The following is a 21,769-nucleotide window of genomic DNA, read 5'->3' as shown; positions in this document are numbered from 1 at the left end:
GATCGGAAGGAACAGATAAAATGGCAATTCTCCTCATCGCAGAACACGACAACGCCAGCCTTTCCGACCAGACCGCCAAGGCGCTTTCCGCGGCCCTGCAGATCGGCTCGGACGTGCATGTGCTGGTGGCCGGCAAGGGCGCCAAGGGCGCGGCGGACGCCGCGGCCAAGCTCAAGGGCGTCAGCAAGGTGCTGCTCGCCGAAGCCGATGAACTCGCCGAGCGCCTCGCCGAACCGACGGCCGCCCTCGTCGTGTCGCTGGCCGGCGGCTATGACACCATCATCGCGCCGGCGACCTCGTCGGGCAAGAACGTCGCGCCGCGCGTCGCCGCCCTGCTCGATGTCGCGCAGGTGTCCGAGATCATCGAAGTGGTTTCGCCCGACACCTTCAAGCGGCCCATCTATGCCGGCAACGCCATCCAGACCGTGCAGTCGACCGACGCCAAGAAGGTCATCACCGTGCGCACCGCCTCCTTCCAGGCGGCGCCCGAGGGCGGCTCGGCCGCGGTCGAGACCGTCAAGGCGGCGGCCAATCCCGGCCTGTCCACCTTCGTCGAGAACAAGCTGTCGGAGACCGACCGTCCGGAACTGACCTCGGCCAAGATCATCATCTCGGGCGGCCGCGCGCTTGGCTCGTCGGAGAAGTTCCAGGAAGTCATCCTGCCGGTCGCCGACAAGCTCGGTGCGGCGGTCGGCGCCTCGCGTGCCGCGGTCGACGCCGGCTATGCACCGAACGACTGGCAGGTCGGCCAGACGGGCAAGGTGGTCGCTCCCGACCTCTACATCGCGGTTGGCATCTCCGGCGCCATCCAGCACCTCGCCGGCATGAAGGATTCCAAGGTCATCGTCGCCATCAACAAGGACGAGGAGGCCCCGATCTTCCAGGTTGCCGACTACGGCCTCGTCGGCGATCTCTTCGTCATTCTGCCGGAGTTGCAGAAGGCGCTTTGACGCTTTCCGACAAAGCGTATTAAATGCCTGGGGTGGGGTAGACGAAGTCGCCCCGCCCTTTTAGTTTGCACCGCACAAAAAGCAGGCCACAAAGGCCAAAAGCAATTCCAGCAAAAGTGCGCAGCGGTTTTGCGTCCGGAATTGCGATAGACTTAAGAGGTGGAGCGCTTTCGCAATGCATGCGGAAGGGCTCCGGACGGGATCGGTGTAATGAGCAAGATCGAGACGATCGGCATCATCGGCGCGGGCCAGATGGGTGGAGGTATCGCCCATGTCTCCGCGCTTTCGGGCTACAAGGTGCTGATCTACGATATTTCGCCCGACCGCATTGAAAAGGGCATCGCCACCATCAGCGGCAACATGGCCCGCCAGGTGGGCTCCGGCAAGCTCGACGAGAAGCTGCGCAACCAGGCGATGGCACGTATTTCTTCTGCACCGGCTATGGCCGATCTCGCCGGCGCCGATCTGGTGATCGAGGCGGCGACCGAGGACGAAACCGTCAAGCGCAAGATCTACGCGCAGCTCTGTCCGCAGCTCAATCCCGAAGCCATACTGGCGACCAACACCTCGTCGATCTCGATCACCCGGCTCGCCGCGCAGACCGACCGGCCCGAGCGCTTCATCGGCATTCATTTCATGAACCCGGTGCCGCTGATGAAGCTGGTCGAGCTGGTGCGCGGCATCGCCACCGAGGACCAGACCTTCGAGGCGGCGAAGACCTATGTGAAGCAGCTCGACAAGACGATCACGGTCTCGGAGGATTTCCCGGCCTTCATCGTCAACCGCATCCTGTTGCCGATGATCAACGAGGCGATCTACACGCTTTACGAAGGTGTCGGCTCGGTCGACGCCATAGACACCGCCATGCGGCTCGGCGCCAACCATCCGATGGGACCGCTGCAGCTGGCCGACTTCATCGGCCTCGACACCTGCCTGTCGATCATGCAGGTGCTGCATGACGGCCTGTCGGATTCGAAGTACCGCCCTTGCCCGCTGCTGGTGAAATATGTCGAAGCCGGCTGGCTCGGCCGCAAGACCGGGCGCGGGTTCTACGACTATCGCGGCGAGCACCCCGTTCCGACGCGCTGAGCCTCACGATCTTCGGGAAATCTCCCCTCAGGAGGCTGCGGCAAGCGGCTCCGGCCTGTCGTCGGTGATCCTGCCGTCGGGTGCCGCGCAAACGCATCCGCGGCCGGCCGCCTTGGCCGCGTAGCAGGCGGCGTCGGCCCTTGCGATGATCTCGTCCGCCTCGCCGCAATGGCCGTTGATCGCCGCCAGCCCGATGCTGGCGCCGATGGCATGCGGCCGGCCATCCCAGGTGAAGTTCAGGCTGGCTATGGCATCGATGATTGAGCGCGCCGCGATCCTGGCGCCGGCGGTCGAACCCGATTTCAGGACGACCGCGAACTCGTCGCCGCCAAGGCGCGCGACGATGTCTTCGGGCCCGAGCACGCCGCGCACGGCCTCGGCGACCCGCTTCAGCAGGGCGTCGCCGGCGGCGTGCCCGCCGGTGTCGTTGACCAGCTTGAAATGGTCGAGGTCGATGAACATGAACTGATGGCCGCTCCCGGCCGCCGTGCCGTCCTTGCGCGCTTGATCGACCAATCCCTCCATGGTGCGGATGAAGCTCGAGCGATTGGCAAGGCCGGTCAGCGCATCATGCGCGGCGGCATGGGCAAGCTGGCGCTGCAGGGCGCGCGCATCGGTGAAGTCCTGGAAGACGATGACCAGTCCGCAGAATTCGTTGCGCTCGTTCATGATCGGCGACACGACCTGGCGGATGCTGCAGCGCGTGTCGTCGCGGCGGATCAGCACGGCGCGGCTGTTCTGGTCGGAAGGCGCCTCCGCGCCGATCGCCGGCCGCGTCACGCCGATCCTGTGTCCCGTTTCCTCGTCGACCGCCCAATAAACATGGCCGAGCGTCTTGCCCAGAGCCGCCTCCGCCGAAACGCCGGTCAGCTTCTCGGCAACCGGGTTCATGAATGTGACGCGGTTCGCGGCATCGGTGCAGATGACGGCATCGCCGATCGACTGCAGCGTCACCCGAAGCCGCTCCTTCTCGTCGGCCAGCATTGCCGCCGACACGGTCAGGCGCTCCTCGGCCTCCTTGCGCCCGGTAATGTCGGTCAGGCTGCCGATGGCACGGATCAGACGCCCCTCCCCGTCGCGCTCGATGGCCTTGCCGCGGTCGAGGATCCAGATCCAGCGGCCGTCCTTGTGACGCATCCTGAACTCGGCTTCGAAGAACTCCGTCTTGCCGTCGAGATGGGCGCGGTCCGCCTCGGCGACGGTTTCGCGATCGTCGGGATGGATCATCGTCAGCCAACGATCGGGGTCGCCGTCAAGTTCGCCATCCGCATAACCGAGCATCTTGACCCAGGTCGAGGAGTAGGTCGTGCCGCCTTTGCGGATGTCGAGATCCCAGACACCCTGGCCGGCGCCGGCGAGCGCGAAATTCCAGCGCGTTTCGGCCTCGGCAATACGCGCCTCGGCCTGCTTGCGCGCGTCGATGTCCTCGATCTGCGAAACGAGATAGAGCGGGCGGCCGCTCGTCTCCTCTCGAATGACGGAGCCGGCGAGATGCGCCCAGACGGGCGTGCCGTCCTTCTTGAGGTAACGCTTCTCGAACTGGAAAGCATTGACCGTGCCGGCTTTGATGCCTTCCATGGTCTCTTGTCCGACATGCAGGTCGTCAGGGTGCGTGATCTGGAAAAAGGTCAGCGCCTCCATCTCTTCGCGGCTGTAGCCAAGCATCGAGGCGAAGGCCGGATTGGTCTGCACGATGCGCCCATCCAGGGCGACGACGACGATGCCGATTGCCGAGTCCTCCATCGCCCGGCGGAAGCGCTGCTCGCTCTCCGCGATCTGCCGCCGGTCTTCCGAGATGCGGCCAATGAAGAGATAGGCGAAAAAAAGCGCGCCGATTGTCATGGCGACCGACACTTGAAGGCAAAGCCTGAGCGCTTCCGCGCCAAGGTCCAGCCTCGACAACATGACCGAGGCCGCCGCCACGGCCAAGCCGGCCACGAGCAACGCCGGCGCTGCATGTTTGTGGAGCCTGATCGGTCCTCGTAGTCTCACGATCCGTGCCACCCCCGTGGGCAATCGCTTTTTCCCGAGAAAATCCTGAAGGATCGATTTTAAGGAAAGGTTGCGTGGGGGTACCGCGACATGGTCAACCGGCAAACAATTGCCGGCATGATTAAGGATCGGTATGCAGGGGACCTGTTTGCGGGTCCCGTGCTACCAGCGCACGAAAAACCGCCCGCCGAGCGCGCCAAGCAAGGCGAGAACCGCGATCGCGATCGTGTACCAGGTGGCGACGAAAAGCGGCGAATCGTCAAAACAGTGCGCGGCATAGAAGGTTGCCGCCAGCCCCCCGGCAAGCAGCCCCGCAACCGCGCCGGCAAGCACCGGCCGTGTCGGCGCGCCGTAGCGCAGCATCCACAGGAAGATGGCCAGAGGGCCGATGCCGATCAGCGGGATGAAGCCCATGCAGATCATCATGTTGGAGCCGATCATCCTGGTGCCCCACAACGCCTCCGGCACCATGAAGAGCTCCAGAACCACCGCCACGGCCACCAGCAGCGGCGCGGCCAGCATCCCTGCCATCGCCCAAGCCGTCGAGGCGCCAGGCGTCGACAGAGCGCGGATTAGGGCGAAGGCGCTGGTGGCCAGCTCGATGGTGAAAACGAACTTGGACAGGAAGCGCATCGTGTGCGCGGCAACCATGAAGTCGGGGCGCGGGCCGATCGTCAGCAGGAAAACGATTGCCGCGATGACAATGGCCGCGCCGGCAGCCAGCCACCAGGCCGAACGCAATGGCATCGCCTTGCTGGTTGCATCGGCGTCGAGCGCCTTGATGAGATCCTCGGTCCTCATGTCATTCCCGCCCGAACCGCCCCTGCCCGAATCGCTTGGCTATGGCGGCAAGCCCCCGATGCAGCGACACACGCACCGCCGTCTCGCTGATGCCGAACTTCGCTGCGGTCTCGCCGATCGAGCGGCCTTCCACCGATACAGCCGAAACCACCGAACGCTGTGCCGGCGGCAGCCCGTCCAGGGCCCTGTTGATGTCGCGCTCGCTGACGGTTTCGGTTTCCGGTTCGGCGAAGGTCTCGGCGATATCATCGACATCGATTTCAATGCGCCGGCCGCGCCGCCGGAACGCATCGATCAGCTTGAAGCGGGCGATGGCATAGATCCACGGCAGCACCGGCGCGTCCTGGCGCCAGGTATGCCGTTTCACATGAATGGCCAGCAAGGTTTCCTGCACGACATCCTCGGGGTCGACTCCGCCCTGCACGATCTTGCGCCGGACAAAGCCGCGCACCAGCGCGGCAATCCGGTGCAGAAAGTCGGCATAGGCCTTTTCATCTCCGGCGATCGCGGCCCGCAAGAGCCGGGAAAGCTCGGCTTCGTCCTTGCCGCTCACAAGAGTTCACTCCCCCGATTTTCGTGCCTCGGCACTGATTTGTTACGTGGCCGGCGAAATAATGTCCAAGCCAAACTACGGGCAAATCACGAAAGATTGCGGGTGCTTGAAGGCACAGCCCCAGAGCGGAGGTCTGCGGGGACGTCTTGCGGGAAACCATCGGTCCGGGCGGCCTTCACATGGAATTGTCCCCCTCACGCCGACCTTTGCGCCTCAGCGACCGATTGAAGCACATCAACAATCTTGACTACGCGTGTCAGGTATCGATAGGTGCAGCGTGACAAGACCAACCAAACGAGGATGACGCCATGAAATACACCCTTTCCGCCCTTGTCGGTGCCACCGCACTTGCAATCGGCCTGGCCGCCGGTCCGGCGACGGCGGAGGATGCCGGCATCATCGTCTACAACGCCCAGCACGAAAGCCTGGCCAAGGAATGGGCCGAAGGTTTCACCAAGGAGACCGGCATCAAGGTCACGCTGCGCAATGGCGGCGACAGCGACTTCTCCAACCAGATCGTCGCCGAAGGCGCCGCCTCGCCCGCCGACGTCTTCCTGACGGAGAATTCACCCGCCATGGTGCTGGTCGAGAATGCCGGCCTGTTCGCGCCCGTCGATGCCGACACACTGGCGCAGGTGCCGCAGGACTATCAGGCGACCAGCGGCAAATGGGTGGGCGTGGCCGCGCGCAGCACCGTCTTTGCCTACAACACGACCAAGCTAAAGGCCGACCAGTTGCCGAAGTCGCTGCTCGATCTCGCCGATCCGAGCTGGAAGGGCCGTTGGGCCGCCTCGCCCTCGGGCGCCGATTTCCAGGCCATCGTCAGCGCATTGCTGCAGCTCAAGGGCGAGGCCGCCACGGCGGACTGGCTGAAGGCGATGAAGGCGAACTTCACCGCCTACAAGGGCAACAGCACGGTGATGAAGGCGGTCAACGCCGGCGAGATCGAAGGCGGCGTGATCTACCACTATTACTACTTCGGCGATCAGGCCAAGACCGGCGAGAACAGCAAGAACGTCGCGCTGCACTATTTCAAGAACCAGGATCCGGGCGCTTTCGTCTCGGTCTCGGGTGGCGGCGTGCTCGCCTCGAGCAAGCACCAGAAGGAAGCCCAGGCCTTCCTGAAATGGGTGACCGGCAAGGGCGGCCAGGATGTGCTGAAGAACGGGAACTCCTTCGAATACGCTGTCGGCAAGGGTGCCGAGTCCAACCCGAAGCTCGTTCCGCTGGCCGACCTGCAGGCGCCGAAAGTCGACGCCACGACGCTGAACTCCAAGAAGGTCACCGACCTGATGACGGCAGCCGGCTTGCTTTAGTTGCCGTTCGTCCTAATAAGGACAAACCGACCGTGCTCCCGCGAGAATTCACCTTCCGCGGGAGCGTTTTGTTTTCGAGATGGCCTTCGTCGATGACGACACGCTGCGTTCCTGACCTCCGACCGTGGTCCCCTGGTTGCTGGCACCGCGCCGCAACCGCGGGGCGTCCGAGCTGATGCAGTCCGCGGTCGATCTCACGCGCGCCGGCCTGACGTCGAGGATGCGACAAATGCCGCAGCGCCGCGCCGCGCCCTGGCTTGTCACCGCCGCTGCTCTCGTCGCGCTGTTCGCCCTGTTGCCGCTCGCCTTCATCATCTGGATCGCAATCCAGACCGGCTGGGAGACCGTGTCCGCGCTGGTCTTGCGGCCGCGTGTCGGCGAACTGCTGATCAACACCACGCTGCTGGTGCTGCTGACCGTGCCGATCGCCATCGTGCTGTCGGTGGCGCTGGCCTGGCTGACCGAGCGCAGCGACCTGCCCGGCGCCAGGCTGTGGGCCTGGCTGTGCGTGGCGCCGCTCGCCATTCCCGCTTTCGTGCATTCCTATGCCTGGATCACCATGGTGCCCAGCCTGCATGGCCTGTGGGCCGGCGTGCTGGTGTCCGTGATCGCCTATTTCCCCTTCCTCTATCTGCCCATATCGGCGGCGCTGCGCCGTCTCGATCCGGCCCTGGAGGACGCAGCCGCCGCCCTCGGCCTTGGACCCCGGCGCGTCTTCTGGCGTGTCGTACTGCCGCAGCTGAGGCTCGCCATCTGCGGCGGCTCGCTGCTGGTCGGGCTGCATCTGCTGGCCGAATACGGCCTCTACGTCTTCATCCGCTTCGACACCTTCACCACGGCGATCGTCGACCAGTTCCAGTCGACCTTCAACGGACCAGCCGCCAACATGCTGGCCGGCGTGCTGGTGACCTGCTGCTTCGTGCTTCTGGGCCTCGAAGTTCTGGTACGCGGCGAGGAGCGTTATGCCCGTGTCGGCTCCGGCGCGGCGCGCCACCAGCAACGCACGAGCCTCGGCCGCGCCACCATGCCGAGCCTGCTCTTGCTGGTCGTCACCACGCTGCTGGCGCTTGGCGTGCCGTTCGTCATCATCGGCCGCTGGCTCGTCGCCGGCGGCGCCGAGGTCTGGCGTCTCGACGAGATTGGCCTGGCGCTTGGCCAGACGCTGTTCCTGGCGCTTGCCGGGGCACTGCTTGCCACTGTCGCCGCCATGCCGATGGCCTGGATCTCGATCCGCGCGCCGGGACGGCTGCAACGCCTGCTGGAGGGTTGCAACTACATCGTCGGCTCGCTACCGGGTGTCGTCATCGCGCTGGCGCTGGTCACCATCACCGTGCGCATCGCGCTGCCGCTCTATCAGACGCTGTTCACGATCCTGGTCGCCTATGCCCTCATGTTCCTGCCGCGCGCCCTGGTCAGCCTGCGCGCCTCGATCGCCCAGGCACCGGTCGAGCTCGAGCGCGCCGCGTCCAGCCTGGGCAGGCGCCCGCTCAACGCGCTGTGGTCGACGACCATCCGCCTGTCGGCGCCAGGTGCCGCGGCCGGCATGGCGCTGGTGGCGCTCGGCATCATGAACGAACTGACCGCGACCCAGATGCTGGCGCCGAACGGCACCCGCACGCTGGCCATGGCATTCTGGTCCTACAGCGGTGAGATCGACTACGCCTCGGCGGCCCCTTACGCCTTCATCATGGTGGCGATGTCGCTGCCGCTCACCTGGCTGCTCTATGTCCAGTCGAAACGGATGGCCGGACGATGAGCTTTCTCGAAATCAAAGGCCTGCACAAGCATTACGGCCCCGTCGCAGCCCTTGCCGGCGTCGACCTCGATGTCGCCAGCGGCAGCCGGACCGCAATCGTCGGACCTTCAGGCTGCGGCAAGACCACCTTGCTGCGGCTGATCGCCGGCTTCGAGGCGCCGGACCAGGGCCGCATCGTGCTCGACGGCGAGGTGCTGGCCAATGGCGGCGCCGCGGTCCCGGCGCATCGCCGCGGCATCGGCGTGGTGGCGCAGGACGGCGCCCTGTTCCCGCATCTGACCATCGCGGACAATATCGGTTTTGGCATGGGCCGAGGCGAGGACAAGCGCACCGAGCGCATTGTCGAACTCGCCTATATCGTGGGCCTGGACAAGGCGATCCTCAAGCGCCGCCCGCATGAGCTTTCCGGCGGCCAGCAGCAGCGCGTGGCGCTCGCCCGCGCCATGGCGATGAAGCCGCGGCTGATGCTGCTCGACGAGCCGTTCTCGGCGCTCGACACCGGCCTGCGCGCCTCGATGCGCAAGGCGGTGGCCGAACTTCTGGAGGCGGCCGGCATCACCACCATCCTGGTCACCCACGACCAGGCCGAAGCACTGTCCTTCGCCGCCCAGGTGGCGGTGATGCGCGACGGCAAATTCTCGCAGGTCGGCACGCCGCGCGATCTCTACCTCAAGCCGAAGGACAGGATGATCGCCGAGTTCCTCGGCGACGCCATCATCCTGCCGGCGAGCATCTCGGGCGGCTTCGCCAACTCGCCGCTCGGCCGCATCGCCGTCGATACCAATGACAGCCGCGATATTGCCCGCATCATGCTGCGGCCGGAGCAGATCGGGCTGAAGCGCACATCGCGTGAAGGCATGTCGGGCACCCCCGACATGCTGTTCGGCGAGGTGACGGAATCGGAATTCGCCGGGTCAACCTGCATGATCGCGGTGCGGCTGCTGAACAATGCCGATCCACCAGACGCCGCCGCCATCGGCAACACGCCGCTGATCCTGCGCAAATCCGGCATGGACGCACCGACAGTAGGCGAGATCGTCCGGCTCACCGTGTCGGGGAAGGCGCATGTCTTCGTTTGAAGGCCCAACGGCGCTGCCCCCGGGGGCGCGGTGGCGGGATCACGCGATGATGCGTTTTCCGGATTCGGCCAAGTAGATCGGCCACGGCTCAGCGAGGCATTAGAGCGCCGGCTCGGGCACGGACGCCTTGAAGACATCGAGGCGGCTTCCCGTCTCCGATGAGAAGAAATGCATGTCCTGCGGCGAAATCTTCAGGCCGACCTGGCTGCCGGGCTCGGGGTGGACGGCCTCCGATGTCATCACCGAAAACGGCGCGCCGTCGAGATCGACATAGATGACCCGCCCCGCGCCCAGTTCCTCGACCAGGTCGACGGTGGCGTCGAGCGCACCGGCCGTGCCGGGCGCCACCAGTCGGACGGTCTCCGGCCGGATGCCCATCGCGACCTTGGTGCCGACCGGCAGGCCGGCGCGTGCCATGGCCAGGCGCCGGCTGCCGCCGAGCAGCGACAGCCCATCGAGTTCGACCGTGCCTTCCAGAATGTTCATGGCCGGCGCGCCGACGAAGGTGGCGACGAAGCGGCTGGCCGGGCGGGTGTAGATCTCACCTGGCGTGCCGACCTGTTCGACGCGTCCGCCATTCATCACCACCAGCCGGTCGGCCAGCGTCATCGCCTCGACCTGGTCATGGGTGACGAAGACCGAGGTGGCGTTCAGCCGGCGATGCAGCTTGCGGATTTCCGAGCGCATCTGCACGCGCAGCTTGGCATCGAGATTGGACAGCGGCTCGTCGAACAGGAACACCTTCGGCTCGCGGATCATGGCCCGGCCCATGGCGACGCGCTGCCTCTGGCCACCGGAAAGTGCCATCGGCTTGCGGTCGAGCAGGTGTTCGAGCTCCAGCGTGCGGGCGACCGCCTGGATGCGCTGCTGGCGCTCGGCCGAGGGAACGCCGGCGACCTTGAGCGAATAGCCGATGTTCTGCGAAACACTCATATGCGGATAGAGCGCGTAGTTCTGGAACACCATGGCGCAGCCGCGCTCGCGCGGTTCGAGCTTGTTGACCACCGTGCCGTCGATGGCGATCGTGCCATCGGAAATCTCCTCGAGCCCGGCGATCATGCGCAGCAGCGTGGACTTGCCGCAGCCCGACGGTCCCAGGATGACGACGAATTCGCCAGAGGCGAAGTCGAGGTCGACGCCGTGCACGACCTGCGTCTTGGCGTAGTTCTTCTTGACGCCGCGTATGGCGATGGAGGCCATTCTTGTCTCCTATTTCTCGGTGGCGATCAGGCCGCGCACGAACCAGCGCTGCATCAGCACCACGACGACCAGCGGCGGTAGCATGACGATCAGCGTCCCGGCCATGGCGATGTGCCATTCGGGCGCGCCGCCGACATTGGGGATGAGCTGCTTCAGCTCGGTTACCGCCGTGGCATGCGATTGGTCGGTGGTGATGAGCAGCGGCCACAGGTACTGGTTCCACGCCCAGAGGAACATGATGGTGCCGAGCGCTGCCATATTGTTGCGCGACAGCGGCAACAGGACATCGATGAAGAAGCGCAGCGGACCGGCGCCGTCCATGCGCGCGGCCTCGGTCAGCTCGTCTGGAACGGTCAGGAAGAACTGCCGGTAGAGGAAGGTGCCAGTGGCGGTGGCGATCAGCGGCAGGATCAGGCCTGGATAGGAATTGAGCATGCCCAGGTTGAGCGCGACATGCACGCCCGAGACTTTTTCGATCAGCCAGGAAATCCCGGTCAGGTCCAGGATCGCCTGATAGGGCTCAAGGACGTTGGCGACAACCGCGTAGGTCGGCACGATGCGCACTTCGAGCGGCAGCATCAGCGTGATGAAGATCAGCCAGAAGATCAGCATGCGGCCGGGATAGCGGAAGTAGACGATCGAGAAGGCGGTGAGTGCCGAGATGATCACTTTGCCGGCGGCGACGCCTGTCGCCATGATGAAGCTGTTGAGCAGCTTGGGACCGAGATCGGCCGTCGTCCAGGCGGTCTTGATGTTGACCCAGAAGTCGCTGCCCGGCAGCAGTGACATCGGCACATCGTTGACATCCTTGAGGTTGTGGGACGCCGCGACGACGACAACCACGAACGGCGCAATGCAAAAGACGAAGCCGATGAACAGGATCAGATGCGTGAAGAAATTCAAGAACGGTGTGCGCTCGACCATGTCCATCTCACCTGTAATGCACGCGCCGTTCGATGAAGCGGAACTGGAAGATGGTGAGCACGATGATGAGCAGCATCAGGATGATGCTCTGCGCGGCGGCTCCTGAATAATCGAGGCCTTTGAAACCGTCCGAATAGATCTTGTAGACCATCAAATTGGTCGCGTTGGCCGGACCGCCTGATGTCATGATGTCGACGATGCCGAAGGAGTCCTGGAAACTCTCGGTGATGTTGATGACCAGCAGGAAGAAGATGGTCGGCGTGATCAGCGGAAACTGGATGTCCCAGAAACGCCTGATGACGCCGGAACCGTCCATCGCGGCGGCCTCGACCAGCGAACGCGGGATGGCCTGGAACGCGGCGAGGAAGAAGATGAAGTTGTAGCCGACATATTTCCACGAGAAGGCGACGATGATCGAGGCCATGGCGTCGGCGCCGTCGAGGCCGGGGTCCCAGAAGCCGGGCCAGACCTGGTTGACCATAGCCATGAAGCCGGCCTCCGGCGCCAGGATGAAGCGGAACGCCATCGCCAGCGCGGGCGCCGCGATGCCGTAGGGCCAGATCAGGACGACGCGGTAGAGCCGCGAGCCGGCGAGCTGCCGATCGGTCAAGGCAGCGAGCACCAGGGCGATGAACATTGCAAGACCGGTGCTGATACCGGCAAAGACAAGGCTGGCGGTGATCGAGTTCCAGTAGTCGGCGTTGGACAGGATGGAGCGGAAATTGTCGAGCCCGACCCAGATGTTGCCGCCGCCCCAGGGCTGCTGCAGCGTCAGCGACCAGTACACGGCTTGGCCGGCCGGCCAGTAGAAGAAGGTGAAGATCAGGAGGAGCTGTGGCACCGCGAAGAGGATGCCGATCGTCCATTTGCCGAAAGTGACGCGTTTTTCCATCGATCCGCCGATGCCGTTGAACCGTCAGCCCGCTTTCTCAGCGGAAGACTAAAGCATGTCTCCCGAAAATGGGTACCGGTTTCGGGATAAAGACATGCGTAAAAATCAAAACCGGTATGAAATGGCCGCCCGTCGAATCTCGACGGGCGGCCTTGGCGTTTCAGGCATCAGGGCAAGGTCTTGCCCGGATAGGTCTGCTGGAAGCGGTCGAGGATGGCGTCGCCGTTCTTGACCAGCGTGTCGAGGCCTTCCTGGACGCTGACCTTGTTGGCGAAGATCGCCTGCATCTGCGTGCCGAACTCGGCGCGGATCTGGGTGAAGTTGCCCAGCCGGATGCCGCGGGTGATTTCGGTCGGCTCGGACGCGGTCAGGCTGGCGATGGCGACTTCGCGGCCCTTGAAGGGGGCCTTGTCGTAGAAGCCCTGGCCCTTCATGTAGTCGAAGCCCGACTTGGTCACCGGGATGTAGCCGGTGTTGGTCGACCAGAACAAAGCCGTCTTGGGGTCATGGATGAAGTTCAGGAAAGCGGCCGCGCCCTTGTATTCGGCGTCCGACTTGCCGGAAAGCACCCACAGCGAAGCGCCGCCGACCAGCGAATTCTTGCGCTCCGTGCCGGCATAGACCGGCAGTTCGGCGACATCCCACTTCATGCCTTCCTTCTGGGTCCTGCCGACCGTGCCGTGGTCGCCGACCGAGGTCAGGATGACCTGGCAGGTGCCCGAGGCGAAGGCCTGGACCATGTCCTGGCCGAGATCCTTGGACTTGATCTTGATCAGGCCGGCGTCATACCACTTCTTGAGGTCGGTGACGTACTGGACGAACTTGGTCTTGTTGACTTCGAGGCGCGCGTCGAGACCGTCATAGCCGTTGTTCTTGGTGGCGATCGGCTGGTTGTGGAGCGCCGAGAACTGCTCCATCAGCTGCCAGCTTTCGTTGGCCGAGATGTTGATGGCCATCGGACACTCATAGCCGGCCTCCTTCAACGCCTTGAGATCGGCGCCGACATCTTCCCAGGTCTTGGGCGCTTCGGTCTTGCCGATCTTGGCGAAGGCGTCCTTGTTCCAGTACATCAGCGGGGTCGAGGAATTGAACGGGAAGGACAGCATCTCGCCTTTCGACGTCGCATAGTAGCGCGCGATGCCGGGGAAATAGTCGGCGTAGTCGATCTTGTAGCCGTTCTCTTCCATCAGCTTGTCGGCTGGCTTGTAGGCGCCCGACAGCATCATGGTGGCGGTGCCGACGTCATAGACCTGGACGACGGCCGGCTGCTTGCCGGCGCGGAAGGCCGCTATGGTGTTCTGCAGCGTGGCGTCGTAATTGCCCTGGCTGGTGCAGACGACTTCGTAGTCCTTCTGCGATTCATTGAAGTTCTTGCACAGCGTGTCGACGACACGGGCGAGGTCGCCCGAAAGGCCGAACCAGAAGTCGAATTTCACCGGTTCCGCAGAAGCAGGCATCGCCAGCGCAGAGCTGAGCGCACCAGCGGCAAGGGCAGCAAAGCCCCGCTTGATCATAGTCATGGTTTTCCCTCTTGAGTGGCTGGAGACAAGGGTCTTGCGCAAGTCCTTGCCCGCTCTCTTAGAGAAGGTATGTGACAGTTCTGTTGTGGCTCTCCGGCCTTTGCACAGCTGCTCGTTCCTCTCCCTCGGCGGCTTGGCCGGCGTCAAAACGCACACCGGCGCATAGGTAGCTAGCGCGACTGCAAAGGACGTAAAGGCCATGCCGGCCGCGATGATTGTCCGGCTAAAGGTTGGATGGACCGCGGGTGCGGCAGAGGGCACCGACCATGCGTCAGGAAAGCACGTTCTGGTTGCAGGCGACTTTATCGATCCTTCAACAGCCAGGTCTTAATCAGTCATATTTCGTTTTTTATTTCCAGATGGGCTTGGGGATATAAGATGTTGACGGTCTATAATTGTATCGTGAACCAGCACGATCTGAGACTGGTCGCACTCGCCGCGCTGATCTGCGGAATTTCCTGCTTCTCCGCTGTCAGCCTGCTTCACCACATCAGCCGTTCGACGGACCGCAACCGCCTTGCCTGGCTGATGATCGCGGCGACGTCGACCGGTTTCGGCATCTGGGCAACGCATTTCATCGCTATGCTCGCATTCACGCCGGGCATACCCAGCGCCTATGATCCGTGGCTCTCCGTGCTCTCGCTCGCCGCCTCGGTCGCGCTGACGGCGGCCGGCATGTGGATCGCCACCTTGCGGCACGAGTTCGACTATCATCTCGTCGGCGGCGCCGTTCTGGGCGGCGGCATCGCAGCCATGCATTATATCGGCATGGCGGCATTCGAGGTGCAGGGCCGCATCGAATGGAACCTGTTGATGGTCGCCGTTTCCCTGCTGGCCGGCGTGACGCTCGGGGCGCTGGCGCTGCATGTCGTGCTGCGCCGCCCTTCCTCGACGGCGACGTCCGCCGGCGCGGTGCTGCTGACGCTGGCGATCTGCACCTTGCATTTCATCGGCATGGGCGCCGTCTCGATCTTTCCAGATTCCTCGATCGTCATATCCGAGTACACGATCGAGCCGACCTCGCAGGCTTTCGCGGCCGCGGCCGCCACGCTGGTGATCCTGGTGCTGTCGGCATCGGCGCTGTGGATCGATTTGCGCTTCCGTCGCCAGAAGCTCGAGGTCGATCGCATGCACGGACTGGCCAATGCCGCCGTGGAAGGCCTGATCGTCTGCGACGGCAACCGCATCGTCAGCGCCAATGACAGTATGGGCAAGCTGAACGGCACGCCTGCCGCGACGCTGAACGGAATGGAACTGCGCGAGCTTTTCGACGACCACACCGCGACCGACGCTGCCAGCCTGGCAGGCCAGCCATGGGAGGCGGAGTTGAGGAACCGCGACGGAACGCGAATTCCCGTCGAGCTGATCGCCCGGAGCATCGACTATTGCGGCAAGCCCCACAACGTCATCGCCGTCCGCGACATCCGCGAGCGCAAGAAGGCGGAGGAGGAGATCCTTCGTCTCGCCCATTTCGATCCGCTGACGGGACTGGCCAACCGCCGCTCCTTTTCCAGCCGTCTCGACATGGAAATCGCATCCATGAACCGGATCGCCAATACCGAAAAGGGCATCAAAGGCCGGCACCTTGCGCTTCTGCTGTTCGACCTCGACCGCTTCAAGGAGGTTAACGACCTTTACGGACATGGCGCCGGCGATGCGATGCTGCAAAAGGTGGCGACCTGCGCGGCCGGCGTTCTGCGCCACGGACAGATGCTCGCGCGCCTCGGCGGCGACGAATTCGCCATCATCGCCCCCAACCTGCCCGACCCGCAGGCGGCGGGCCGCATCGCCGGCTCGCTGCTCGCCGCCATGCGCGAGGAAAACCGGGCAGCGGCCGGCGGTGGCCTGGTCTCGGCCAGCATCGGCATCGCGATCTATCCGCTCGATGCCGAAGACCCGACCGCCCTGATCAGCCATGCCGATACGGCGCTCTACCGCGCCAAGACCGAAGGCAGGGACACCTATCGCTATTTCGAGGCCTCGATGGGTGCCGAGGCCCGAGACAAGCGCATTATGGAGCACGAATTGCGTCAGGCCGTCGTGCGCAACGAGTTCTACCTCGTCTACCAGCCGCAGAAGGAGATCAGCAGCGGCAGGATGGTCGGCTTCGAAGCCCTGATCCGCTGGCGCCATCCCGAACGCGGCGACGTTTCCCCCGCGACATTCATCCCGGTGGCCGAGGAAAGCGGCGCCATCGGGCAGATCGGCGACTGGGTGCTCGACGCGGCCTGCGAGGAAGCCGCGCGCTGGGAAAATCCGCTGACGGTCGCCGTCAATGTCTCCGCGGTCCAGCTTCACAATCCCAATTTCAGCCGCAAGGTCCATGAGACGTTGCTAAGAACGGGTCTTGCCCCGACAAGGTTGGAGCTCGAGATCACCGAAACCGCGCTGGTGAAGGACATGCCGCGTGCGCTGGCAACCTTGCGCCAGGTCAAGTCGCTTGGCGTGCGGGTTGCCATGGACGATTTCGGAACCGGCTATTCCTCGCTCTCCAACCTGCGCGCCTTCCCCTTCGACAAGATCAAGATCGACTCCTCCTTCATCAAGGCGGTCGACACCAACGGTCAGGTCGCGGCGATCGTGCGCGCCGTGCTGGGGCTGGGGCGCGGCCTTGGCCTGCCGGTCCTTGCCGAAGGCGTCGAGACGCTTGGCGAACTGAAGTTCCTGGACGCCGAGGCCTGCGAGATCGGCCAGGGCTACTATCTCGGCAAGCCGGCGCCGATCGAGGCGTTCGACGACCTGACCGGCCACGGCAAGCGCACTCCGGCTCGCGCCGACCGTCGCGATGGCAATCTCGTATTGCTCAAGCCAAGCGTGCGCTCGGCTTGACCTAGAGCGGCTCACGGTTTCACGGATACGGCGAACCGCTCTAACTCTTTGTTCTGACGCAATTCCCGACGGAAAAGCGTTTCACACTTTTCCTGGAATTGCTCTACGACCCGAGCGCCGCGTCGACCAGCCGCCTGGCGTCAGGCCCGGACCATTCGGCCGGACCGTTCATATGCGCGATCAGGCAGCCTTCGCCGTCGATCAGCATGGTGACGGGAAGGCCGAGCGCCAGGCCGCGCGTCTTGAGGTCGTTGAACAGCGCCACCGTCGAATCCCGGTAGTAGCCGAGCGCTTCGACGCCTGTTTCCTTGAGAAACTTCTTCGGCTTCACATCGTCGCCGGCATCGACATTGACGGCGACCACCTGAAAGCTGTCGCTGCCCTTCTCCTTCTGCAGCGCATCGAGCGCCGGCATTTCGGCGCGGCACGGCGCGCACCACGTCGCCCAGAGGTTGAGCAGCACCGTCTTGCCGGCATGGTCGGCGATGGTCATCGGCTTGCCGTCCGGACCATTGAAGGCAAGGCCTTTCATCGATTGCGGCGGATCGGCGGGCAAAAGCGCCGCGACCTCGCCGGTGGCGGCGGCGGCGATCTTCTTGGCGCGGTCGTTCTTGGCGGCGCAGGCGACGTCATCCTTGCTGCCGCCGACCGCCACCTGGGCCGGTGCATTGTTGCCAGACCGGCTCTCGCTGACATATACCGCGACCGCGCCGGCCAGCGCTCCCGCCACCAAAGCGGCGAGGATCAGGCGCGGGGCCGGGAAAAATCTGTTTCCGTCTGCCATTTTCTCAAAACTGCTCCGAAGCACGGGTTTTATAGCGATGAGCGACAAGAAGACCAGCAACCAGATGTGGGGCGGACGATTTGCCTCGGGTCCGGCCGCGATCATGGAAGCGATCAACGCGTCGATCTCGTTCGACCGCAAACTCTACGCGCAGGACATACGCGGCTCGATCGCCCATAGCGAGATGCTGGCGCAAACGGGCATTATTTCGGCGGCCGATCAAGAGAAAATCGCTCACGGCCTGAACACGATCCTGAAAGAGATCGAGGCCGGCAGCTTCGAGTTCTCGACGAAGCTCGAAGACATCCACATGAATGTCGAGGCACGCCTCGCCGACCTGATCGGCCCGGCTGCCGGCCGCCTGCACACGGCGCGCTCGCGCAACGACCAGGTGGCGGTGGACCTGCGGCTCTGGGTCAAGGACGAATGCTTCCGCGTCGCCGAAGCGCTGAAGGGCCTGATCACGGCACTGCTGGCGCGGGCCGAGGAGCATGCGGCGACCGTGATGCCCGGCTTTACCCATATGCAGGCGGCGCAGCCGGTGACCTTCGGCCATCACTGCATGGCCTATGTCGAGATGTTTGCGCGCGACCTGTCGCGCGTGCGCGACGCCATCGAACGCATGGACGAGAGCCCGCTGGGTGCCGCCGCCCTCGCCGGCACCAGTTTCCCGATCGACCGCCACCGGACCGCCAAGGCGCTCGGCTTCCGCGAGCCGATGCGCAATTCGCTGGACAGCGTCTCCGATCGCGATTTCGCGCTGGACTTTCTCGGCATGGCGGCGATCTGCGCCACGCATCTGTCGCGGCTGGCCGAGGAGATCATCATCTGGTCGACGCCGCAGTTCGGCTTCATCAGGCTGTCGGACAGTTTTTCCACCGGCTCCTCGATCATGCCGCAGAAGAAGAACCCCGACGCCGCCGAACTGGTGCGCGGCAAGACCGGCCGCGTCAACGGCCATCTGGTCGGCCTGCTGACGGTGATGAAGGGCATGCCTTTGACCTATGGCAAGGACATGCAGGAAGACAAGGAATCGGTGTTCGATGCCGCCGAGACGCTCGACCTGATGCTGGCGGCGATGACCGGAATGGTCTCGGACATGACGGTCAACGCCGCCGCGATGAAGAAGGCCGCAGGCTCCGGCCACGCGACCGCGACCGACCTTGCCGACTGGCTGGTGCGCACGCTCGGCCTGCCGTTCCGCGAGGCGCATCACGTCACCGGCCGCGCGGTGGCGCTGGCCGAGGAGAAGAAGGTGAGCCTGGAGAAGCTTTCGCTGGAGGACCTGCAGTCGATCGATCCCGGCATCACGCCAGATATTTTCTCGGTGCTGGCGGTGCAGAACTCGGTGAAGAGCCGCACCAGTTTCGGCGGCACCGCGCCGTCGGAAGTGAGGAAGCAGATCCGCTACTGGAAAAAGCGGCTGGCCAAAGCCTGAGCCAGGGGTGCAATACGCGGAGAACTCGGCTAAAAGCGGCGGCTGACAACACGTTTCGGACGGATGGATCGATGACCGGAAGCAGGATTTTGGTGACGCTGACGCTGCTGGCTGCGATGGCCGCCGTGACCGCCTGCGGCCGCAAGGCCGGTCTCGACACGCCCTATGAGGCGGCCGTGCAGGCGCGCAAGGATGCCGAGAAGGCCAAGGAGCCTTTGCCGCCGGAGCCGGAGAAACCGGTCAAGGACAAGAAGTTCATCCTCGACCCGCTGATCTAGAAACCGATCGGACCGGGTTGGTCTTCCGAACCCGATCTCGTCGTGCACCAACTTCCGGAATCACTCTCGTGAACCATTTCGACTACCGCGACGGCGTGCTGCATGCCGAGGACGTGGCAATCCCTGATATCGCCGCTCAGGTCGGCACGCCGTTCTACTGCTATTCGACCGCCACGCTGACCAGGCACTACCGCGTCTTCGCCCAGGCTTTCGCCGGCCTCGACGCGCAGGTCTGCTACGCCATGAAGGCCAACTCCAACCAGGCCGTGCTGCGCACCCTGGCCAGGCTCGGCGCTGGAGCCGACGTGGTCTCGGAAGGCGAGTTGCGCCGGGCACTGGCGGCCGGCATTCCGGCCAGCAAGATCCTGTTCTCGGGAGTCGGCAAGACCGCGCGCGAAATGGACCTTGCGCTGGAAGCCGGCATCCTTTGCTTCAACGTCGAGTCGGAACCTGAACTTGAGCTGCTGTCAGCCCGCGCCACAGCGCTTGGCAAGGTGGCGCCGATCTCGCTGCGCATCAATCCCGATGTCGACGCCAAAACCCATAAGAAGATCTCCACCGGCAAGGCCGAAAACAAGTTCGGCATTGCCTGGCAGCGGGCGCGGCAGGTCTATGCGCGGGCGGCAACGCTTCCAGGCATCAAGGTCGCCGGCATCGACACCCATATCGGCAGCCAGATCACCGAGCTGCAGCCCTTCGACGACGCCTTCGCCCTGCTGGTCGATCTGGTCGGCGCGCTGCGCGCCGACGGCCACGCCATCGAACATGTCGATCTCGGCGGCGGGCTGGGCATCCCCTACCGCGTCGACAACAACCCGCCGCCCCTGCCCGACGCCTATGCCCAGATCGTCAGGAAGCATGTCACCAAACTCGGCCTGAAGGTGATGTTCGAGCCGGGCCGGCTGATCGTGGGCAATGCCGGCATCCTCGTCTCGGAAGTGATCTTCGTGAAGGAAGGTGACGCCAAGAATTTCCTGGTCGTCGACGCCGCCATGAACGATCTGATCCGGCCGACGCTCTACGATGCCTTCCACGACATCAAGCCGGTCGTGCAGCCGCCGGCCGACACGCCGCGCATGATGGTCGACGTGGTCGGCCAGGTTTGCGAGACCGGCGACTATCTCGGCCTCGATCGTGACCTGCCCAGGCTGAAGGCCGGCGATCTCGTTGCCGTTGCCACCGCCGGTGCCTACGGCGCCGTGCAGGCCGGCACCTACAACACCCGACTGCTGGTGCCCGAGGTTCTGGTCGACGGCGACCGTTTCCACGTCGTGCGTCCGCGCCTGACCTATGACGATTTGATCGGGCTGGATTCGGTGCCAGACTGGCTCGCATAAGTCGGAATCTCACGACGGGGAGCAAATCATGTCGCAGGGCAATACCGTCACACGCGAACGCATTGCCGCGATCGAGCCGCGCATCCGCCCCTTTATCAGGCACACGCCGGTGCTGCGCGTCGACATGGCCGATTTCGACCGGCCGCCGCTGACGGTCGACCTCAAGCTCGAATGTCTGCAGCATTCCGGCTCGTTCAAGGCGCGCGGCGCCTTCACCAATCTTCTCGAACGACCGGTTCCCGAGGCCGGCGTCGTCGCCGCGTCGGGCGGCAACCATGGCGCCGCCGTCGCCTATGCCGCCATGCGGCTGGGACACAAGGCGACCATCTTCGTTCCTGAGGTGAGCCCACAGGCCAAGCTCGACCGCATTCGTTCCTATGGCGCCGACCTGGTCGTCGGCGGCGCCCGCTATGCCGAGGCGCTGGCCGCCAGCGAACGCTTCGCTGAGGAAACCGGCGCCTTGCAGATCCATGCCTTCAACCAGGAGGAAACGCTGGTCGGCCAGGGCACGCTCGGGCTCGAAATCGAGGCAGACGTGCCTCGGATCGACACGCTGCTGGTCGCCGTCGGCGGTGGCGGCCTGATCGGCGGCATCGCCGCCTGGTATGCCGGCCGCATCCGCATCATCGCCATCGAGCCCGAAGGCGCGCCGACGCTTCATCACGCCTTTGCGGCCGGCCATCCCGTCGACGCACCCGCCGAAGGCATCGCCGCCGATTCGCTGGCGCCAAAGCGCGTCGGCGAAATGATGTTCCCGATCGCCGAAGCCTTCGTCGAGCGCTCCATCCTGGTCAGCGACGACGATATCATCGCCGCCCAGAAGGCGCTTTGGAACCGGGTGCGCATCATTTCCGAGCCGGGTGGGGCTGCCGCCTTCGCCGCGATCTTGTCCGGCCGCTACACGCCGGCGCCGGGCGAACGCGTCGCCGTGCTGGTCTGCGGGGCCAACGCAAACCCCGCCAATTTCTGATTGCAACCATTTTGGCGGGCTTCACGTTTTTTCAAAGCGCCTCGCCTTTGCCGTGTTTGCT

Annotated in this window: 18 protein-coding genes; 10 read left to right on the top strand and 8 right to left on the bottom strand. The window is 64.4% G+C overall.

All coding sequences use genetic code 11. The annotated features are described in order from the left end of the window. Nucleotides 1-20: 20 nt before the first annotated feature. Nucleotides 21-950, top strand: a complete 930-nt coding sequence (locus tag JG746_RS08420) for an electron transfer flavoprotein subunit alpha/FixB family protein (protein ID WP_032931838.1) — start codon at nt 21-23, stop codon at nt 948-950. Between the two features lie 210 nt (nt 951-1,160). After that, nucleotides 1,161-2,039 (top strand): 3-hydroxybutyryl-CoA dehydrogenase, encoded by an 879-nt coding sequence (locus JG746_RS08415; RefSeq protein WP_172223650.1) that lies wholly within the window; start codon nt 1,161-1,163, stop codon nt 2,037-2,039. A gap of 27 nt (nt 2,040-2,066) precedes the next feature. Here JG746_RS08415 and JG746_RS08410 read toward each other — a convergent pair whose 3' ends face one another. The 3 genes from JG746_RS08410 to JG746_RS08400 form a co-directional block, all read right to left on the bottom strand. Beyond that, entirely contained in the window at nt 2,067-3,977 is a 1,911-nt protein-coding gene (locus JG746_RS08410) for a PAS domain S-box protein (protein WP_244730707.1), read from the bottom strand. A 216-nt stretch (nt 3,978-4,193) separates the two neighbouring features. Continuing rightward, the gene (locus JG746_RS08405) at nt 4,194-4,832 is read right to left on the bottom strand and encodes an NrsF family protein (protein WP_202357723.1); all 639 of its coding nucleotides are present in this window, start codon (nt 4,830-4,832) and stop codon (nt 4,194-4,196) included. Nucleotide 4,833: 1 nt separating this feature from the next. Then, nucleotides 4,834-5,385: a sigma-70 family RNA polymerase sigma factor gene (locus JG746_RS08400; RefSeq protein ID WP_019861390.1), complete on the bottom strand. Its 552-nt coding sequence runs from the start codon at nt 5,383-5,385 to the stop codon at nt 4,834-4,836. 308 nt (nt 5,386-5,693) lie between these two features. Here JG746_RS08400 and JG746_RS08395 point away from each other — a divergent pair, with 308 nt between their 5' ends. From JG746_RS08395 to JG746_RS08385, 3 genes are all read left to right on the top strand, one after another. Continuing rightward, nucleotides 5,694-6,701: an iron ABC transporter substrate-binding protein gene (locus JG746_RS08395; RefSeq protein WP_202357722.1), complete on the top strand. Its 1,008-nt coding sequence runs from the start codon at nt 5,694-5,696 to the stop codon at nt 6,699-6,701. A gap of 175 nt (nt 6,702-6,876) precedes the next feature. Beyond that, a complete protein-coding gene (locus JG746_RS08390) occupies nt 6,877-8,457 on the top strand; it encodes an ABC transporter permease (protein ID WP_202357721.1) in 1,581 nt (526 codons plus the stop codon). After that, on the top strand, nt 8,454-9,536 hold the full coding sequence (locus JG746_RS08385; RefSeq protein WP_202357720.1) for an ABC transporter ATP-binding protein: 1,083 nt from the start codon (nt 8,454-8,456) through the stop codon (nt 9,534-9,536). Before JG746_RS08390 ends, JG746_RS08385 begins: the two co-directional genes overlap by 4 nt. Before the next feature lie 99 nt (nt 9,537-9,635). On the opposite strand, the gene JG746_RS08380 is transcribed toward JG746_RS08385, so the two are convergent. The 4 genes from JG746_RS08380 to JG746_RS08365 all read right to left on the bottom strand — a co-directional run bounded on the left by JG746_RS08380 (nt 9,636) and on the right by JG746_RS08365 (nt 14,072). Then, complete coding sequence (locus tag JG746_RS08380; protein ID WP_202357719.1) at nt 9,636-10,736, bottom strand: sn-glycerol-3-phosphate import ATP-binding protein UgpC; 1,101 nt, start codon at nt 10,734-10,736, stop codon at nt 9,636-9,638. A 9-nt stretch (nt 10,737-10,745) separates the two neighbouring features. Beyond that, on the bottom strand, nt 10,746-11,660 hold the full coding sequence (locus JG746_RS08375; protein WP_202357718.1) for an ABC transporter permease subunit: 915 nt from the start codon (nt 11,658-11,660) through the stop codon (nt 10,746-10,748). Between the two features lie 7 nt (nt 11,661-11,667). Further along, the gene (locus JG746_RS08370; RefSeq protein ID WP_202357717.1) at nt 11,668-12,552 is read right to left on the bottom strand and encodes a carbohydrate ABC transporter permease; all 885 of its coding nucleotides are present in this window, start codon (nt 12,550-12,552) and stop codon (nt 11,668-11,670) included. A 167-nt stretch (nt 12,553-12,719) separates the two neighbouring features. Next, a complete protein-coding gene (locus tag JG746_RS08365) occupies nt 12,720-14,072 on the bottom strand; it encodes an extracellular solute-binding protein (protein WP_202357716.1) in 1,353 nt (450 codons plus the stop codon). Nucleotides 14,073-14,450: 378 nt separating this feature from the next. Here JG746_RS08365 and JG746_RS08360 point away from each other — a divergent pair, with 378 nt between their 5' ends. Then, entirely contained in the window at nt 14,451-16,901 is a 2,451-nt protein-coding gene (locus JG746_RS08360) for a sensor domain-containing diguanylate cyclase (protein WP_202357715.1), read from the top strand. Between the two features lie 103 nt (nt 16,902-17,004). On the opposite strand, the gene tlpA is transcribed toward JG746_RS08360, so the two are convergent. Then, complete coding sequence (gene tlpA / locus JG746_RS08355; protein WP_202357714.1) at nt 17,005-17,685, bottom strand: thiol:disulfide interchange protein TlpA; 681 nt, start codon at nt 17,683-17,685, stop codon at nt 17,005-17,007. A 37-nt stretch (nt 17,686-17,722) separates the two neighbouring features. On the opposite strand from tlpA, the gene argH reads away from it, so the two are divergent. The 4 genes from argH to JG746_RS08335 all read left to right on the top strand — a co-directional run bounded on the left by argH (nt 17,723) and on the right by JG746_RS08335 (nt 21,708). Beyond that, nucleotides 17,723-19,123 (top strand): argininosuccinate lyase, encoded by a 1,401-nt coding sequence (gene argH, locus JG746_RS08350; protein WP_202357713.1) that lies wholly within the window; start codon nt 17,723-17,725, stop codon nt 19,121-19,123. A gap of 71 nt (nt 19,124-19,194) precedes the next feature. After that, nucleotides 19,195-19,401 (top strand): hypothetical protein, encoded by a 207-nt coding sequence (locus JG746_RS08345; RefSeq protein ID WP_202357712.1) that lies wholly within the window; start codon nt 19,195-19,197, stop codon nt 19,399-19,401. Nucleotides 19,402-19,469: 68 nt separating this feature from the next. After that, nucleotides 19,470-20,738, top strand: coding sequence for a diaminopimelate decarboxylase (gene lysA, locus JG746_RS08340; protein WP_202357711.1), 1,269 nt, complete (start codon nt 19,470-19,472; stop codon nt 20,736-20,738). Nucleotides 20,739-20,766: 28 nt separating this feature from the next. Further along, complete coding sequence (locus JG746_RS08335) at nt 20,767-21,708, top strand: threonine/serine dehydratase (RefSeq protein ID WP_202357710.1); 942 nt, start codon at nt 20,767-20,769, stop codon at nt 21,706-21,708. The last annotated feature ends 61 nt before the right edge of the window (nt 21,709-21,769 follow it).

The organism is Mesorhizobium sp. 113-3-3 (assembly GCF_016756495.1).
Classification (GTDB): Bacteria; Pseudomonadota; Alphaproteobacteria; order Rhizobiales; family Rhizobiaceae; genus Mesorhizobium.
The sequence above is the reverse complement of the archived record's forward strand: the minus strand, read 5'-3'. Positions and strand labels throughout refer to the sequence as shown.